The organism is Fodinicola acaciae (assembly GCF_010993745.1).
GTDB classification, from domain to species: domain Bacteria; phylum Actinomycetota; class Actinomycetes; order Mycobacteriales; family HKI-0501; genus Fodinicola; species Fodinicola acaciae.
Genome location: NZ_WOTN01000004.1, coordinates 36,110 through 53,777 on the forward strand (window position 1 = coordinate 36,110; position 17,668 = coordinate 53,777).

17 protein-coding genes are annotated in these 17,668 nt (G+C 64.9%); 10 read left to right on the forward strand and 7 right to left on the reverse strand.

Annotated elements, in window-relative coordinates; translation table 11 throughout:
• Positions 1–197: 197 nt before the first annotated feature.
• Both GNX95_RS35395 and GNX95_RS35400 read right to left on the reverse strand, forming a co-directional pair.
• The gene (locus GNX95_RS35395; protein ID WP_163512171.1) at positions 198–1,463 is read right to left on the reverse strand and encodes a flavin monoamine oxidase family protein; all 1,266 of its coding nucleotides are present in this window, start codon (positions 1,461–1,463) and stop codon (positions 198–200) included.
• A 154-nt stretch (positions 1,464–1,617) separates the two neighbouring features.
• Complete coding sequence (locus tag GNX95_RS35400) at positions 1,618–3,045, reverse strand: amidase (protein ID WP_163512172.1); 1,428 nt, start codon at positions 3,043–3,045, stop codon at positions 1,618–1,620.
• 374 nt (positions 3,046–3,419) lie between these two features.
• Here GNX95_RS35400 and GNX95_RS35405 point away from each other — a divergent pair, with 374 nt between their 5' ends.
• The 8 genes from GNX95_RS35405 (at position 3,420) to GNX95_RS35440 (ending at position 11,648) form a co-directional block, all read left to right on the forward strand.
• Entirely contained in the window at positions 3,420–5,030 is a 1,611-nt protein-coding gene (locus tag GNX95_RS35405; RefSeq protein ID WP_163512173.1) for an ABC transporter substrate-binding protein, read from the forward strand.
• 20 nt (positions 5,031–5,050) lie between these two features.
• Positions 5,051–6,034, forward strand: a complete 984-nt coding sequence (locus GNX95_RS35410; RefSeq protein ID WP_163512174.1) for an ABC transporter permease — start codon at positions 5,051–5,053, stop codon at positions 6,032–6,034.
• Positions 6,031–6,882 (forward strand): ABC transporter permease, encoded by an 852-nt coding sequence (locus GNX95_RS35415; protein ID WP_222854198.1) that lies wholly within the window; start codon positions 6,031–6,033, stop codon positions 6,880–6,882. Before GNX95_RS35410 ends, GNX95_RS35415 begins: the two co-directional genes overlap by 4 nt.
• 80 nt (positions 6,883–6,962) lie before the next feature.
• Positions 6,963–7,931, forward strand: a complete 969-nt coding sequence (locus GNX95_RS35420) for an ABC transporter ATP-binding protein (RefSeq protein ID WP_425483952.1) — start codon at positions 6,963–6,965, stop codon at positions 7,929–7,931.
• Positions 7,928–8,740, forward strand: coding sequence for an ABC transporter ATP-binding protein (locus tag GNX95_RS35425; RefSeq protein WP_163512176.1), 813 nt, complete (start codon positions 7,928–7,930; stop codon positions 8,738–8,740). The genes GNX95_RS35420 and GNX95_RS35425 overlap by 4 nt, the downstream gene beginning before the upstream one ends.
• An 89-nt stretch (positions 8,741–8,829) precedes the next feature.
• Positions 8,830–9,324 carry a hotdog family protein gene (locus tag GNX95_RS35430; RefSeq protein WP_163512177.1) on the forward strand — a complete coding sequence of 165 codons (495 nt, stop codon included), beginning with the start codon at positions 8,830–8,832 and terminating at the stop codon, positions 9,322–9,324.
• An 83-nt stretch (positions 9,325–9,407) separates the two neighbouring features.
• Entirely contained in the window at positions 9,408–11,003 is a 1,596-nt protein-coding gene (locus GNX95_RS35435) for a class I adenylate-forming enzyme family protein (protein WP_246281894.1), read from the forward strand.
• A 42-nt stretch (positions 11,004–11,045) separates the two neighbouring features.
• On the forward strand, positions 11,046–11,648 hold the full coding sequence (locus GNX95_RS35440) for a TetR/AcrR family transcriptional regulator (protein ID WP_163512178.1): 603 nt from the start codon (positions 11,046–11,048) through the stop codon (positions 11,646–11,648).
• Positions 11,649–11,923: 275 nt separating this feature from the next.
• On the opposite strand, the gene GNX95_RS35445 is transcribed toward GNX95_RS35440, so the two are convergent.
• The 5 genes from GNX95_RS35445 to GNX95_RS35465 all read right to left on the reverse strand — a co-directional run bounded on the left by GNX95_RS35445 (position 11,924) and on the right by GNX95_RS35465 (position 16,701).
• Entirely contained in the window at positions 11,924–13,189 is a 1,266-nt protein-coding gene (locus tag GNX95_RS35445; protein WP_222854200.1) for a flavin monoamine oxidase family protein, read from the reverse strand.
• 40 nt (positions 13,190–13,229) lie between these two features.
• Positions 13,230–13,691 (reverse strand): cupin domain-containing protein, encoded by a 462-nt coding sequence (locus tag GNX95_RS43605; protein ID WP_246281895.1) that lies wholly within the window; start codon positions 13,689–13,691, stop codon positions 13,230–13,232.
• Positions 13,675–15,021 (reverse strand): aminotransferase class III-fold pyridoxal phosphate-dependent enzyme, encoded by a 1,347-nt coding sequence (locus tag GNX95_RS35455; RefSeq protein ID WP_163512179.1) that lies wholly within the window; start codon positions 15,019–15,021, stop codon positions 13,675–13,677. Before GNX95_RS35455 ends, GNX95_RS43605 begins: the two co-directional genes overlap by 17 nt.
• A 199-nt stretch (positions 15,022–15,220) precedes the next feature.
• Entirely contained in the window at positions 15,221–15,886 is a 666-nt protein-coding gene (locus tag GNX95_RS35460) for a TetR/AcrR family transcriptional regulator (RefSeq protein WP_163512180.1), read from the reverse strand.
• 560 nt (positions 15,887–16,446) lie between these two features.
• Positions 16,447–16,701: a hypothetical protein gene (locus GNX95_RS35465; RefSeq protein WP_163512181.1), complete on the reverse strand. Its 255-nt coding sequence runs from the start codon at positions 16,699–16,701 to the stop codon at positions 16,447–16,449.
• Positions 16,702–16,708: 7 nt separating this feature from the next.
• On the opposite strand from GNX95_RS35465, the gene GNX95_RS35470 reads away from it, so the two are divergent.
• Positions 16,709–17,302 (forward strand): DUF5753 domain-containing protein, encoded by a 594-nt coding sequence (locus GNX95_RS35470; RefSeq protein WP_163512182.1) that lies wholly within the window; start codon positions 16,709–16,711, stop codon positions 17,300–17,302.
• Positions 17,295–17,510: a DUF397 domain-containing protein gene (locus GNX95_RS35475; RefSeq protein WP_163512183.1), complete on the forward strand. Its 216-nt coding sequence runs from the start codon at positions 17,295–17,297 to the stop codon at positions 17,508–17,510. The genes GNX95_RS35470 and GNX95_RS35475 overlap by 8 nt, the downstream gene beginning before the upstream one ends.
• Positions 17,511–17,668 lie beyond the last annotated feature (158 nt).

Below are 17,668 nucleotides of genomic sequence, written 5' to 3' on the forward strand. Positions count from 1 at the left end.
GCCAATGCGTCAGCAGATCGTCTGGCGCCAGCAGCACATGCGTCCAAGGTCCTAATGGAGGGAGTGCCGAGTCTTCAGGTTCGTCTAGCTGGGTGAGTGTGGTCATGGATCTGTGTCCATTCAGGTTTGTCGATTTGGGTTGGCGCGCGGCGCGTTCCGACAGGTTCGGAGTCGTGGCGCAGCAGCGGGCAGGCCCTTCAGCCGGTCGCTGCCGGGGTGATGCCCGTGGAAAGGTAGGCCTGCGCTCGACGTGCGGCGTCCGTCCCCGAGGTGATGGCGCCGTCCATCCAGCCGATCCATTGGCGTGAAATGTCCCCGCCGGCGAAGAGCACTGGGCCGGGATGCTGAGACAGGTCGTAGAGACGGTCGAGCTGCGCCGGTCGGGCGGTGCACCACGTACCCCGCGCAAAGTTGTCGCCGCTCCAGTCATGCCAGTGGTGTTGACCCAACCTCGCGTCCGGGAAACGTTCACCGAGCTGGGTGCGGAGCAGAGCCAACTGTTCGTCCGCCGTGCCGGTCCGAAGCTGGAAGCTGGCCAGCGCCGAACTGGTTGGTCCGGGCACGACGTAGGTCTCCACCAGGCCCGGCCATCCCCGAGTGGTCAGCGCGGCGTCGTGACCGTCGATCTGAGTCCACACCTTCGCCGCTCGCCCGGCGTGCCGACCGACAACGGGAACGGATTCGGGCAGATCTACAGCGTCCAAACAGTTGACGGGCACGGCCATGATCACGGCCTGCGCCTGCCAGGTGGAATCGTCGTCCAGGACGACCTCGCACCCGGGTGCGGCATGCCGTACGCCGGTGACGACGTGATTGAACTGGACGATGTCACCGAGGTCGGCCGCGACAGCCGCGGCGAGTTGACCGGACGGCACCCGAAGCGACTCGTCGGATTCCGCGTGAGCGAACGATCCATAGCCGGCGAACTCGTGCAGGAGCTGAAGGGCCGTGTATTCGTGCTCGTCGGCGCCGGCTAACTCGAATGACACGGCCAGGATGAAGTCACGGACGCGACCGTGCGCTCCGATTCGGTCCAGGTATGCGGCGAACGGGACATCGAGGTCGTCGAGACCGACGTGCCAGGCCGGATTGGCGAAGTCGATTCGCTTGGCGTCGGCGTCGATACGATTGCACAGCGCTGCTGACGCGGCGCCTTCTCCGGGGGCAAGGGCGCTGTCGGCAACCGCCACGCCGTTCGACACCCATGTCCCATCGCTGCTGCCGGGCCTCGCCGCAGACAGCCCATATCGCGCCAACTCGGCGGCAACCGCAGTGTGCACGCTAGGGCTGAACCATTCGGCACCCAGTTCGACGCGTGCCCCTGTTGCCGGGAACACCGTGCTCCAGGTGCGGCCGCCCGGACGGTCGCGCGCTTCCAGCACACGAACATGGTGGCCGTCGGCGCGCAAGTCTCGCGCTGCCACCAGGCCCGCCAGACCCGCACCTACGACGATGATGTCCATTGTCTGCCCTTCGTTAGTCTGCCCCTCGTTGACATGCGCTGCCGGCCGTTGGCGGTGTGGCCAAGCCACCGCAGCCATCGCGAGGCGACTTTTGCTCGTACTGCGAGGTTTGCCAGTGGCTGGGTCGAGTTAGCTGACGAGCTGTCCGCCGTCCCTACCCGCCGAGCTGGGGGTGGCGCTCGTACCACTTCGTGGCCCGCTCGAAGCGAGCGCACACCGAGATGAGGTCGGCGTCGGCCCACAACGGCCCGATGAACTGCAATCCGACTGGCAAACCGTCGTCGGTGAACCCGCCGGGCACCGAGATCGCCGGCAAGCCGGCGTGCGCGGGCGGCTCGGTCATCGCGTGGATGAAGTGACCCAACGCCGGGATCTGTTTGCCCTCGACGATCGCCGACGGACCGTAGTCGCCTCCGTGTGGGAACGCCGGGACGGCGGTCGTCGGGCTGACGAGCACGTGGGCGTCGGCGGTGGCCATGGCCGCGCGGAACGCGTCGTAGATCGCGGTCTTGCCGGTCCGGAACGCCGCGCTGACCTGGCGGCCGGTCACAGGGTCCGCCCGTCGCGCCAAGTCGATGATCGCGGGCCAGATCTCGAGGCCCCAGTTCTGCATCTCCTCGGCGAACTCCTGGTACGCGTGGCCGTTGATGTGGTCGAAGAACACTTCGGTGTCGGGGAGTTCGATCGACACCTCCTCCACGACGGCGCCAGCAGCGCGCATGTCGTCCAGCGCCGCGGCGAACACCTGGCGAGTCCGGGGGTCGAGCACTTCCTGGCCCAGGTCGAAGCATGCTGCGATCCGCACACCGGAGAGGTCGCCGGCGGCGTGAGCGGCGTCGATGTAGTTGTGCGTGTCCCGCGGCACGGCGAATCGGTCCCTGGGGTCATGTCCAGAGGTGACCTGCAGCACCATCGCCGCGTCGAGAACGGTCCGCGCGAGCGGTCCGTCGGTGGAATCGCCATCGGTGCAGTTCGCCGTCGGGATCCGGCCGATCGACGGCTTGATGCCAACCACTCCGCACAGCGCCGCGGGCACCCGAATCGAGCCGCCGCCGTCGGATCCCCACGCGATCGGACCGACACCGGCGCTCACGGCGGCGGCGCTGCCGCCGCTAGAACCGCCCGATGTGAAGCCCGGACGCCACGGCGTGCTCGTCGACCCGGTCAGCTTGCTCTCGGTGACGCCGATGAGTCCGAACTCAGGTGTGGTGGTCTTGCCCAACAGGATGACGCCCTCGTCCTTGAGCCGCGACCAGCCGATGCCATCGGTGTCCGGGACGTGATCTTTGAACGCGACGCAGCCGTAGGTCGTGCGCACGCCCTTCGTGTCGTGGTCGTCTTTGACCGTCATCGGCACGCCGTAGAGCGGCGGCAGATCATCGCCCGCGCGGAATCGCTTCTCCGCCTCGGCCGCGTTGGTCCGGGCTTGCCCAGCCGTCGGGGTCACCATGATGTTCAGCGTCGGCTGCACCTGGTCCATGCGCTCCAGCACCGCGTCGACGACCTCCACCGGAGACACGTCACCACGTCGATACAGCTCGCCGAGCTCCGCAGCGCTGGCCCAGATGAGGTTGTCAGTCATGCCGTCTCCTTAAGTCGTGAACGGGGAAGCGATAGTCGTGAAATCGCTGCTCAAGCTGGCGGCATCCAGCAGTGGTGGCAGGCGCGCGGACCGGTGGGACTGCGCGGTGCGGCTCGATCAGCCTCGCGGTCTCGCAGCTGATCTAGCTGCGATGAAGCGCACGGGAAGTTCTGGCTCGCACTCTAGCCTTGATATGACAAACGATATACAGTGCTTGTCACATTACGTGGATGAGACCTGCGCCACAACCCTTGTCCCGCCCGCTCGTCCCGCTCGTCACGACGCCGAAGGAGTACTCCTTGACAGCGACTCACGGTTCATCCGTCCACGTTCGGCGCCGTCCAGCCGTCGCGGCAACCGTCGTGGTTGCCGCGATGTCGCTCGCCGTTTCGCTTGCCGCCTGTACGGGTCCAAGTAACAAGAGCGCGAGCGCAGACAGCAACGCGCCGTCACCACCGGTGCCGGTGGTCGCGCAGTTGCCCGCTAGCGACAAGCCCGTCGCGACGGTGAGCTGGGTCCTCCCGGCCGGCGAGCCGAACACCATCGATCCAATGCTCGCCGTCGACTACAGCCCGGACTTCGTGGAGTCCAACCTGTGCGACTCACTGCTCACGCAGGGCTCCGACTTTTCCATCCGCCCGAACCTGGCCACAGCCACGCAGGTCAACCCGATGACTCTGCAGCTGACGCTGCGCTCGGGGGTGAAGTTCTGGGACGGGACGGCCCTGACGGTCGCGGACGTGGCGTACAGCCTTAATCGCATCAAGAACAACCCCGACTCGCCCGCCAACTACGGCTTCCAGTTCGTCAAGTCTGTGGCTGTCAGCGGCCCCAACCAGGTGACCGTCACCTTCACTCAACCCAACGAACTCTTCGTCAAGGAGTTGGCCACACCGACGGGTGCCGTCATCCAACAGGCGTACGCGGCCAAGGCGGGCGCCAAGTTCGGCACCGCCAGCGGCGGGGTGATGTGCAGCGGGCCTTACAAGCTGCAGTCATGGATCGCCGGTAACTCCATGACCCTGGTCAAGAACACCAGCTACTGGAACCCCGCGCTGCAACCCAAGATCGCCACGGTCAAGATCTCTTTCGCGACCGATACCTCCGCGATCACCCAGGGCCTGCTCTCGGGTGAGTTCGATGGCGCCTACGAACTCCCGGCCTCGGTCATCCGCGCACTCACCGGCGCCTCCACCGGCAGCGTCCACCTCGGAGCCTCGCCGCAATCTCTGGAACTCAACGTCACCCATCCGGGCGGCCTCATCGCCAACACCAACCTACGCAAAGCAATCATGACCGGCATCGACCGCGCGGCCCTGGCCCGCGCCGTCTACAACGGCGCCGCGCAACCCAACTACACGACCATCGCCAAGACCTCGTGGGACCCCGCCGCATTGCCGATCTATAAGGCTGCGTACGCCAAATTCGAGAAGGCCAACGCCTACAACCCGACCGCGGCAAAGGCCGCCGTCACGGCCAGCGGCTACCGCGGCCAGACCCTCAATCTGGGCATCCTGGCCGGCGACGCCACCCAATCGGCAGCCGCCCAGATCATCCAACACGACCTGGACACCATCGGCATCAAACTCGCGATCAAACAGCTGCAGCCCACCCAATACTCCCAAGCCGGCTCCCAAGCCTCGGGTCGCGCCGGGCTCGACCTGCTCCTGGGCAACACCTTCAACCAGGTCGCCGACCCCCTGGAATTTATCAGCCTGACGGTGCAAAAGGGCGGGCCGTTCAACTACACCAATTACGACAGCCAACAAACCACTAACAACATCAACCAAGCGTTGGCCACCTTCGACCCGGCCAAACGCGCACAGCTCATCATCGCCGCCCAGGACCAATACGAAGCTACCTACGGCTCGACGTCGCTGGTCAACATCTACGAGATCAGCTTTCTGAATAAGCGGCTCACCGGCGCCATCACATCATTCCCCTACATGTTCGTCCCATCCCTGGCCTACATCGGAGGCAAGTAGTGGCTCAGGTAGCGGCTCGCGTGGTGGCGCACATCGTCCCGCGGCTGCCGCGACCGATCCAGCCATTACTCCGGCCACTACTGCGATGGGTACTCGCGCCGCTGCTGACCGTGCTCGTCGCGTCGTTCGTGATCTTCGCGGCGCTAGCTCAAGCACCAGGAGACCCCGTGTACCGGCTCCTAGGCAACCATGCGACACCGGCCCAGGCGGCGTACCTGCGACATACGCTCGGGCTCGACCAGCCCATGTTGGTCCGCTACGGGCATTGGCTGGTCGGCGCGTTGCACGGCAACTTCGGTGATTCGATCACCTACCGCGCACCGGTGAGCACGCTCCTGGGCTCCCGGATCGAAACCACGCTGTTTCTTGTCCTGTACGCCGGCGCGCTGTGCCTCATCGTCGGCGTGGTCCTGGGCGTGATGAGCGCGACGATCCGGCCATTGTCGCCGGTGATCGCCGCGACTAGCGGGATCGGCGTCGCCATTCCCGGATTCGTGGCAGCGATCCTGTTGATCTCGATCTTCTCCTTGGCTCTGGGCTGGTTTCCCACTGGCGGCGCCGGCAGCGGGTTTAGCGACCGGCTCTGGCACATGACGTTGCCGGCGGCGGCGCTGGCGACCTCCTGGGCGGCCTACCTCACCCAGGTCACCCGCAGCGCTCTCGTCGAACAGCGTGGCAAAGAGCATGTGGAGACCGCGCGCATGCGGGGGCTGTCCACCACGCGGATCTTCCGCCACCACGTCGCCCGTAATGCCGCCCCACCGGTACTGACCGTGTCGGCGTTGACAGTCGCCGGTCTGATTATCGGAGCGGTGACCGTGGAGGCCGCTTTTGGCATCGACGGCGTTGGCTCCTTCCTGGTCACCTCGATCCAGGCGAAGGACTACAACGTCGTCGAAGCGTTGAGCGTGCTCATCGTCGTCGTGTTCATCGCGGCCACAACCCTGATCGACATCGCCGAGGTCCTCCTGGACCCTCGCCTTCGCGGGAAGGCCAGCCAATGACGACCCTGACCAGTGCGTCCAAGATCGCTCGTTTGCGACTGCCCACGGTCGGTGATCCGGCGATGCCGCTCATCGCCGGCGTGTGTGTGTTGCTGGTGCTGTTCGCCGTCGTGGGGCCATTGCTCACGGCGTGGGAGCCATCTGCCCTGGATCCGGCCAGCGCCAACGTCGGCCCGAGCGCGAATCACTGGTTGGGAACGGACTACCTCGGCCGTGATCTGTACAGCCGGGCCGCCTACGGTGCACGCATCAGCTTGCTCGGCGCGGCGCTGGTCGTGGCCGTGACGACCATCTTCGCGGTCGCCACGGCGCTGTCCGCGGCATGGTTCGGTGGCTGGGTCGACACGGTGCTCAGTCGCGCCATGGACATCCTGTTCGCGTTTCCGAGCCTGCTGTTCGCTCTCATCGCTGTCGCCGTGTTCGGCACCGGGCTCACCGCTCCCGTCATCGCCCTGGCGATCGCGTACCTGCCCTATCTCGGCCGTGTCATGCGCACGGTCGCACTGCGCGAGCGGAACATGGCCTACATCGAAGCTTGCGCGCTCGCGGGTATTCCGACCTGGCGGATCTGGTTGCGCCACCTCCTACCGGCCTTGCTGCCCTACCTACGTGCCCAAGCCACGATCGCGTTCGGCTACGCGATCGCCGACCTCGCCGCGATCTCTTTCATCGGGCTGGGGGTTCAGGCGCCCATCGCCGACTGGGGTGTGATGGTGGCCGAGGGCCGTGAGCCGTTGCTGAGCCGCTATCCGCTCGAATCGGTCGTCGCCGGCCTGCTCATCGTCGTGACCGTCGTCGCGTTCAACCTGCTCGGTGAGCGACTCAGCGCCCGGGCCGAGGCCCAATGAGCACTCGGAGCACAATGAGCACCCGAGCCGCCGACCCACAGCATGCCGACCGGCCCCACGAGCACACCTCGTTGCTGGAGGTGTCCGAGTTGAGCATCGACCTGCCCGTTGGTCGCGAACGCCGCAGAGTCGTCGGTGATGTGTCGCTCTCGCTGGTCAAGGGCGAATCTCTCGGCCTGGTTGGCGAATCCGGCTCCGGCAAGAGCATCACCTCACGTGCGATCTTGCGGGTGCTGCCCCGCACCGCACGCGTCGGTGGCAACGTCACCTACGACGGCTCGGACGTCTACCGCATGGGCCGCAAGCAACTGCGGGCATGGCACGCCAGCCGCGTCGCCATGATCTACCAGGACCCCAGGGCCCACATCAACCCTCTGCACACGGTGGGTGATTTCATCACCGAGCAGCTACGGGAAACCGCCGTTAGTCGCGACGACGCGGAACGGCGCGCGGCGTCCCTGTTGGCGCAGGTCGGCATCCCCGACGCGGACCGACGGCTGCGCCAATACCCGCATCAACTGTCGGGTGGGTTGCTACAACGCGTCATGATCGCGTCGTCGCTGTTGTGCGAGCCGGAGATGTTGATCGCCGACGAACCCACCACCGCGCTGGATGTCACCACCCAAGCCGATGTAGTGGCCACCATGAACGAGCTGCGCGACCAGCGTGAACTCGGCCTGATCTTCATCACTCACGACCTCGACCTGGCCGCCGCGGTGACCAACCGCATCGCCGTCATGTACGCCGGCACCGTCGTGGAGGTCGGAACGTCGGCGGCGGTGACCACCACTCCCCGTCACCCCTACACGGCCGGGCTGTTGCGCTCGCGGCCCAGCGCCGTGCGCAAGGCTGTGCTGGAGCCGATCCCCGGACGGGCGTTGAGTTCCTGGGAGGTGGAGCGCGGATGCGCGTTCGCCAGCCGCTGCACCTTCGCCACCGACCACTGCCGACAGCAGGCACCGCAACCACGTCAGCTCGAATCCACCACCGTCGCGTGCCACCGGGCCGACGAACTCGCCGACCAGCTCAGCCTCGGGGGTGAGCGATGAGCACATTGCTGACGGTGCAGAACCTGCGTAAGCAGTATGACCTACCCGGCGGCGGCCAGCCGCTCATCGCCGTCGAGGACGTGTCCTTCTCTCTGGCCTCCGGCGATTCGCTGGCGGTGGTCGGCGAATCAGGCTCAGGCAAGACCACCTGCGCGCGCATCATCGCCGGGCTGGAGCACGCCACCTCAGGCACGGTGACCGTCGCCGACAAAACCGTCAGCCGTGGACGCAATATCCGTGCCGGCGCAGCACAGATGGTCTTCCAAGATCCGTACGCCTCCCTGGACCCCCGCCAACGCGTCGACGCCGCCATCGAAGAAGTCCTGGCCGTGCATGGACACCGGCGTGGGCCGCAACGCAAGCAGCTGGCGGCAGAGCTCCTTGACAAGGTCGGCCTCGACGAGCGTGTCGCCGGCTCCCTACCCAAGCGGCTGTCCGGCGGGCAACGGCAGCGCGTCGCCATCGCACGAGCCCTGGCGGCGCGCCCACAACTGCTCATCCTCGATGAAGCCGTCGCCGCGTTGGACGTCTCAGTGCAAGCACAGGTACTCAACCTGCTCGCCGACCTGCGCGAGCGCGAAGGCCTGACCTACCTGTTCGTCTCCCATGATCTGGCGGTCGTACGTCAGGTCAGCACTCACTGCATCGTGATGTACCAGGGACGCATCGTCGAACGAGGCCGGACCGAGGACGTCCTCGACCACCCAGCCGACCCCTACACACAGGGACTGCTGGACGCGCTACCCCGGCCCGGCTGGATCCCACGACACCGCTCCACCCTGTCCACGGCTACCCAGCCCACCTCCTAAGCGGTCCCTTACCCCTTTAGCCCCACCCCTGCGCACCCCTGTGAGCCCTGCGCTCGCCGCCCCAAGAGCAATTAGGAGAAAAACGCCCCATGCCACTCGACCTCAACAACACCGAGGACGTCCAGACCATCCATATCGATCACCCCCGCGACGCCCTCAGCCTGATCGGAAAGAGGTTCGTCTCGCCCTGGTTCTCCATGGACCATGACCGCGCCGAGCTGTGGGAACAAGGCACCTACCTCGATCTGATCCCGGATGCCTATTACGAGGAGGGCTACGGCGACGGCCTCGTCGAGGGCTACCACCTCCTCGGGATGCTCGACTACCTGATGAATCAAGTGCTGACCACCGGCGGACGGTGGGTCACCTGGAACTACGGCCTCGACCGAGTCCGCTTCGTCAGTGTCATCCGCGAGCGCGACCGTTTCCGACTCACCGGGTCGATCGTCAACGTCGAAGAGCGAAAACAAGGCTTCCTGGTCACCAACGACATCGTCGCCGAGGTCCACGGCCGCGAGAAACCCGGCTTCATCGCCACGCAACTGGCCCTCTGGACCACCATCGGCGAGCCCGACCCGACCTGAACCACCCACGGCGGCACTGCCACCAGCGTCGCCGTCGCCTACACCCCTTGTATCCCCCGGCCGCACCACACATCGGAGCACACGTGACCACCCAGCAGTCCCTACAGATCAAGCTTGCCGACCACCACCTGGCGTTGCTCGGCAAGACCATCCCGCAAGCCCTCGACCATGCAGCACGGACGTGGGGCGACCGGCCCGCACTGTCGTTCGTCGAAGCACCCGACCGTCTGTCCTGGACGGAGCTCGCTGATGAGGTCGCGCGTGTCCGGACCGGATTGACCAATCTCGGTCTGGTCCGCGGTGAGCGGGTCGGCATCATGACGATGAACCAGATCGAGTTCCCGCTCGCGTGGCTGGCCGTCATCGACGCCGGCGCGGTCGCGGTGCCCCTCAACCCGAAATACACCCGCCGCGAGATCGAGTTCCTGCTCGACGACGTCGACGCGAACTGGCTGATCACCACCAACGACGTGCTGCGCGAACACGACAGCGCCACGTTCGCCACCGTTCCGGCCGAGCACGTGATCGTCGCCGGCGACAGCGCGCCGGACACGGCGACGCGGTTCGCTGACTTACGGGCCATCCTGGCGACGTCGCGCACCTACGAGGCAGATGTGCTGGACCTGATCGGCATCCAGTTCACCTCCGGCAGCACCGGACTGCCCAAGGGATGCATGCTGACCCATCAGTACTGGGTCGACGCTGGCGCCTATGGTGCCGCGTTGTTCGGGGACCCGCAGCACATCCTGGCCGACCACCCGTTCTACTACATGCAGAACCAGGCATACTTCTTCCAGGCGCTCGCCTCCGGCGGACAGCTTCACATCACGCCCGGCCTGAGCCGCCGCAAGTTCATGCAGTGGTTGGTCGACTACGAGATCGATCACGCGTGGATCGACGAGGACCTGCTCGAACAGCCCGTGACCGAGCTCGACACGCAGCTCAAGCTCAAGCTGGCACCGGTGGAAGGGATGCCGCCGGAGTTGCACAAGGCACTGGAAGAACGCTTCGGCCTCAAGGCCCGCGACCTGTACGCCAGCACCGAGGTGCACGGCGGCACGTTTCACCCGTGGGATCGTGACGACCTCGTCGGGTCGGGAAGCATGGGTCTGGCCTTCCCCAACCGTGAAACCAAAATTGTCGACTCGGACTTCAACGAGGTACCCCCTGGCGCTCCCGGAGAATTGGTCATCCGCGGACCGGGAATGATGCTCGGCTATTGGAACCGGCCCGAGGCCAACGCCGAGCTGTTCCTTCCCGGCGGTTGGTTCCGGACCGGCGACATCGTCCGCAAGACCGACGACGGCTACCACTACTACATTGGCCGGGTACGGGACGTGATCCGTCGAAGCGGCGAGAACATCGCCGCCGCCGAGGTCGAACAGCAGATCCAGTCAATGCCCGGCGTCCAGGAAGTGGCCGCCATCCCCGTCCCGGACGACGACCGGGACGAAGAGGTCAAGGTGATCATCGTCGCTTCCCCCGGCGCAGAACTCAGCGCCGAACAGGTCATCGCATGGGCACGGGAACGACTGGCAAAATTCAAGGTGCCCCGCTATGTCGAGTTCCGCGACAGCCTGCCGCACCTCGGCAGCGGCAAAATCGCCAAGGCAGAACTCAAAGCCGAGGAGCCGTTCACCGACGCGGTGATCGACACCAAGCCAGGCGCACGGCAGTAGTAGCTCGGCAGCTCGGTACGCGAATAGGAAAGGGACGATGCGTTGCCTCGATCGATAGATCGGACTCAGCGGCGACTTGAGGTAGCCAGGGCCGCCGCCCGCCTGTTGGCGGCCGGTGGCCCGAACGCGGTAACACTGCGTTCGCTCGCCGACGAACTCGGCGGATCGATCACGCTGGTCACGCATTACTTCCCCAACCGCAGCGCGATCTTCGAGGCGATTCAGGAGCTGTTGCTGATGGAAGGCGTGCGAGAACTCGCCGAAATCAGCGAGGATCTGTCGCAGACAGACAGGTTACGAGCCTTCCTGGAATGGCTGCTGCCGACCACCATCGAGTCCCTGGAGCTCGAGCGCATCCGCGTCGCGATGGTCACGGAGGCCGATCCGTCACTCAACCTCCGCCAGATGGTCGACCGGTGGGAGCGGGAGATGCGCGAGGCGATCTCCCGCTTCGTCGCGCCACTGGTCGGCCGGTCGGCGCTGCCGTTCTACGTCGACCTCGTCCGCGTGGTGCACAACGGCGTCGCGCTCTCGGCTGTCGAGCATCCCGATTACTGGACGCGTGAGCGGCAGCTGGCGTTCATCGACGCTGTCGTACCGCTCATCGAACACACCGGATCAGCACTGACACCTCGTCAAAGCTAGTGAGCCCCGGCCGCCCCGTTGTCCGTCGCTGTCGCTGCGTCACGACACCGTATATCCCTCCCGGGAGCACCATGCCTGAACGGACATGAACATCCTCCTCCACCACCGAAAACCTTCACCACGCCAAACTCGGGGTGCCGTGCCACCACCGCCAGCTCTGGCCGTCAGCCTCGTGCAGCCGTCCTGGTCCCGGCTCGACGACGTCGAGCTCCACGTCAACGCATTTGTGACGACCGTGACCGCCGATCTGGCGTCTATGGGGAGTCGCTATGCGGTTATGTGCTCGTTCCTTTCGTGTTCGCGGCCTTGAGCGTCAGGTCACCGCTTATACGGTCGGCCGCGTGCTCGCCGCTGCGGATGGCGCCTTCCATCAGCCCGGTGAACTTGGCGTCGGCGTACTCGCCGGCGAAGTAGATCGGTCCCACCGGCGCCACCAACTGGACGAAGTCATCGGCGGTGAACCCAGGGCTGGGTGCGGAGTAAGCACCCCGGGCCAGCGGATCGAGACTCCACATAGTCATCACCGGAGTGCGTGCCCGGTCGAATGCGAGATTCGGTCGCATGCCGTGGGTAGCGTTGATCCACAACATCGGGCCGTCCCGCAGTCCAGCTTCTGTCATCGCCGGCTCTGAGCCCATGAACCCGTTCAGGACGGGGGCCACCTTCCCGGCGGCGTCGATCGCTGTCCAGTTCCAGCACCGGTGGCGCACCGACATCACCGCGCTCGTGGCTGGGCGCTCGCGCAACGGGAGGTGGAGCTTGGCCGCATGCCCTTGCCTCGTCCGGCCGAGCACAGCACGTTTCCAGGACGGCAGCGGCAAGGCGATCGCATCGTCATCATGCACAAGCGGGAGCGGCAGAGCGATCACGACAGCGTCGAAGACTGCCTCGCCAGTTTCCGTGCGAATCACCGCGCCACGTTCGTCATATGAGACGCTGCGGACACGCTGGCGAAGTCTGACCACGTCGCCCAGGAGCTGGGCGAGCCGGTCCGGCAGGCGTTGGTTACCGCCGCCGACACGCCAACTCGGCAGCGGCTCGAATGACGCCGCATGCTCCAGCGCAGACGAGGCGACCTCGCCAGCGTTGACTGCCGCCGAGATCTCGATCCGTGCCCGGAGCGCTTCGATCAACGCAGGCGTCGAATCGAGCAGCTTGATGGCCTCAGCAGCGGTCGGCATGCCGGACAGCGAGCGGGCGATCTCAGCCGCTCTCCGCCCGGCCGAAGCGATCTCGTCCGTACCGATCTCGGGCGTCTCGGCGAGAGCGCGTACGTAGTAGCTCATGCCGGTGTCGACGAGAGAAAGATCCACCCGTTCCAGCAGGCGCCGCATGGCATCGTAGCCGTGGAGGACGAACTCCGCCCCGCGCTCGATGACCGCAGGTCCCAGAGCCGTATCGAGCGCCTCGGACCAAACTCGCCCTCCAACACGGTCGCGCGCCTCGAAGACCTCGACGATGCAGCCGCGCTCACGGAGTCTGATAGCGGCGGCGAGACCAGCAAGACCAGCACCGACCACCGCGACGCGAAAAACCATCATGAGAGCCTCTCCGCGACGTTATTTATCCAGCGGACAATGCCTAGGCTGCCGGTGTGACGTAGATTTTTCGGATGCGTTCCTTGACCGTCCAGGTGGTCCGATCGCCTCGCCTGAAGCGCATCATGTCGCCAGGTTTCAGCAGTTGAGGCTGGCCGTCGTTGACGGTCACGACCGCGGACCCCGCGATCACGACAAGGAACTCGTCGGCTTCCACGTCGCGGCATCCGCCCGCCGACATTTCCCACACACCGACCTCAACTGGTTCCGCGTAGGTCAGCAGTTCCATCAAACCGGCTTGTGGCAGCCCCTGGATCACGGTGGACGCGTCAATCGGTTCGAGCCGGATATCGAGGTCGTCAACCGACTTCGACGCGGTCAGATCGATCCTTGTAGCGTCACGCTGCCCGTCATTCTCATTCATCGTCGTCGCCGTCCCTGTTTCGAGGTTATAAATCAGATCCGAAACCGAGGCTGCTCGTAGACCATCATGAATCCAGCACATCGCCCACAGCCTGCACGAGCTGTTCACAAGACCAACGGAACAGCTCCGGTGCCATTGTCAACGCCGGTTGCACTCGGTACACCCATTTCTCAGGTGCACTGATCCCGAACACGCCTCGACGTAACGCGGCCTGATGGAAAGCGGCCTGGACCGCAGTATTTGGCTGCTTGGTCTCTTTGTTGGTGACGAATTCGATGGCCGCCCAGGCTCCATACTGACGCACGTCACCCACCTCCTTATATTGATCGATGAGCGGCGGGAGTATGTCGAGGCCGATTCGCTCCAGCTCAAGGGCATTCCGCCGAGCTGGTTCGAGAAGATCCAATCCGGCGAGGGCCCCGGCGACCGCTGCCGGTTCCCACACATAGGTGCCGGTCGTGTAGACGTGAGAGTCCGCCATGATCTCGTCGGTGCCGAGAATTGCCGCCATCGGCTGACCGCCGGCGGAAAATCCCTTTCCTACCAGCAGCATGTCGGGTTCCAGGCCCCACAGGTCGCCGGCCCACACCGGACCGGAACGTCCCATCCCTGACTGGATCTCGTCGCAAATGAGCAGCCAGCCGTGCTGCCGGCGCAGCCGCTCAAGGCCGTCCCAGAAGGCTTGCGAGGGCGCGTAAACGCCGAGCTCACCGGCGATCGGCTCGATCAGGACCGCGCCGATCTGCGTCGGCTCGACTTGGTGCCGGAGCAGCCACTGCTCGATGTAGTCGATGACGACGGTGTCATCGTGCGGACCAGGACCGGAGGTAAACGGGGCCCGGTAACGACTGGGATACGGGGCAAATACCAGGCCCGGAACGTAGGAGGCGTACCCAGAGGACTCAGAGGAGAGCTCGGTCGACGTCGTGGCCGCCAGGTAGGTCGACTCGCCGTGGTACTGCCCCAGGAACGCGAGGACCATCGGCCGACCTGTCCTCTCGCGAGCGAACTTGATCGAACCCTCAACCGCCTCCGTTCCGGTGACCGTCGGCGCGACACGAGTGATGTTCCTCGGCGCCAACGCGATCAGCCGCTCGGCCAGCTCCACCACCGGGGGCGACTGTAGGAAACACGAGATTTCCATGCCGTATCGATCCCATGCCTCCACAGTCGCCTCTCTGACCTCCTTAGGGAACGCGCCGTACGGCGAGGCGCCCCAGGCAGAGAGATGATTCGCGAACGTGTTTCCATCGACATCGCGAAGGAAATCCTCCGAGGTCTTGCCGTCCAAGATGAATGGCGACCCTTCGCTCAGGTGCATTTGCCGGTAGAAAACTCTCCCCTGGCGTTCGAAGATCTCCCTCGAACGGGGGCCGGGAAGTTCGGTCGTTACCTTTGGAAAGGACGTCATCAACTGCTCCCTTCTAGTATGCGTCCGCAGTCCTGATCTCGGTATCGGCGGCGAAGATCCTCTTGGAAGAGCGGTTTCGCGGCGAACGCCAAAGCAGGCGAACTTCAAGAGAATGCCAGCGCTGACGTGCCTGATCCGATGACGTTGGCGCCTCTTGTTGAGCCCGCGGCGTATTCCTGTGGTGAGGCGAGAATCATGCCTATCGAACTTTGTGCGAATGCCCAGACAAATCGCAGGTGAATCCGAGTTGGCCCGCCGCATAGCGGATGGCCAGCTCGTAGGCGCGTGAGGGTGGCACGTCAGGATCTTCCAGTGCTATCTGTACGGCCATTCCATCGAGTAGAGCTGACAGGGTCACCGCGAACTCTGCGGCGTCAACCGCTGTACTGAATTCACCGCTTTCCTGCCCCGAAAGCACAGTAGACGAGATCGTTTCCCGCCACCGCTCGTCAAACTTGCGACGCACCATTGCCACACCGGGATTGCGCGGCGACAGTGCCCAGAGGTCGAGCCAGAGCAGCCACGCTGTGCTCGCCGCAGGGTCAGTGTCCGGCAGGCAGGTCATCGCGATCAGTTCGGTGAGCCGCCCCGCGGCCGTCGGGATGGCGGCGAGCCGCTGAGTTCCCGCGGCGTACCACCCGTCCTCGGAGTACCGCAGCGCTTCGGTGAGCAGCTGGTCACGGGTCTTGAAGTAATAGATGACCAAGGCAGGCGACGCCCCTGCGTGCTCGGCGACATCGGTGATCCGAGTGTCGGCATAGCCACGCGCCACGATTACCGCAAGCGCGGAACGCAGCAACTGTTCCCGCCTAGCCGTCGAATCCTGCGCCGTACCGCTGCGACTGTCCGCAGTTTCCTGCGCCATCTGTCCTCGCAACCTGCCGCTCCGTGTCGCCAACGCCACCTAAGCCGACCTGTGTTTGACGGCACCAGACGCCTTGCCCCGGCGGCCTTGTCCAAGCTCTTGTAGTTGCCTTGCCGCCGATCATAACACCTTAACTGAATATTCAGTCAAGCAGCGGGCGGCAGCGACTACTCGGCCCGACCACCAGTGGATCAGCCCAGTTGGCGGTCAAATCGACGCCAACTGAGTGCCGCCCACATCGCGGCACGACACCCACCTGGGTAAGCGGCTGGTCCTTGAGCGTGAGGAGGCCAGCTCGCGCGGAAATGTCAGCCGATAAGCGCGGCTGTCCATGCCCGCGGCCACCAGCGCGCGGCCTTCCTCGCCGGCGAGCACGTCAGCCAGCGGATCCTCGAACAAGCGATCCGAGCGGGCACTCTCGCGGGCTCGTTCAGCGGCAGTGCAGCGAGCCGTACCGGCAACCGGATCCAGGTGGACAAGCGAGCGGCCATCCGTTTCGGATGCCGCGCCATGACTTTCCGTATTTTCTCATTGACGTGTCACCTTTCTAACGACGACGTTCAGGTGGTACGGGAATGCGGAAGGCCGGTGTTGGTTTGTCGGCTCGGCTGGTTCCGCCGGTGAGTGTCCGCGCGGATGAAGTGGATCAGGACCTGTACTGCGGTGGCACCGAACCCGCAGGTGAGCCCGATCCATACACCTGCGGCATGCCAGCCGAGCGCGTAAGCGCACAGCAGTATCGCCGGTACACCGACGCCCCAGTAGCCGACCAGGCTGGCGCGGAAGCTGGTCTTGGTGTCGCCGAGTCCGCACATGAGCCCAATGGCGATGTTCTGGCCACCTTTGGTGGCTTGCTGGGCGATGGCGATAAACAGCAGAGCTGAGGTGGTGCCCGGTCTACTCCAGACCGGCGCCTACGCCGAGACGCTGTTTCGCGCTGGCATGCGTCACCCCGAGGACGAGGAGATCGAGAAGCTCGTCAATGTCCGACTGGAGCGGCAATCGTTGCTGACGCGGCCACGAGCGCCGCATCTGTCAGTCGTTCTCAATGAGGCCGTCATCCGTCGGCCGACCGGCGGCCCAGCCGTCATCGTCGAACAGCTCCAACACCTTTTGGACATGATGCAGCGCACCTCGGTCTCGGTGCGCATCGTGCCGTTCGATGTCGGCACTCATGCTGGTGCTGCCAGCGGCCCGTTCTCCATCCTCAACTTCCCGATCGACCACCGAACCCAAAAACCGATCGAACCGCGCACCGCGTACGTCGAGACTCTGATTGGGTCGCTGTTCTTCAACGATCCGGATGAGGTTCAGTCGTATCAGAACATCCGCGAAGGTCTGGAGGCGTGCGCGCTTGACCAGAAGGCATCGGCCACACTCATCACAGAAGAGATAGAAAGGCACTCCCGTGAATGACCTGAGTGGCGCAACGTGGCGCAAGAGCACCCGCAGCAACGGCGGTGGTGGCAACTGTGTCGAGGTGAGTGACTACCTCACCGGCCACTTACTTGTCCGCGACAGCAAACTGCGCGACCAGAGTCCCATCCTGACCGTTTCGCCGACCAGCTGGGGCGCCTTCGTCATCGGCGTTCAAGCCGATCGCTTTGCGGTCGACGAGCACTAGCAGCCCATACACGCAACGGAGTGCCCCGCCAACATCGACCGGGGCGCTGTTGCGTTTAGGCATGGCCGATTGCAGCGCGTCCCGACTCGCGAACAATCCGTAGCCTTGCGTATGCTCATTCGCGGACAAACCACGTGCTCATAGGCACGACAGCTTGT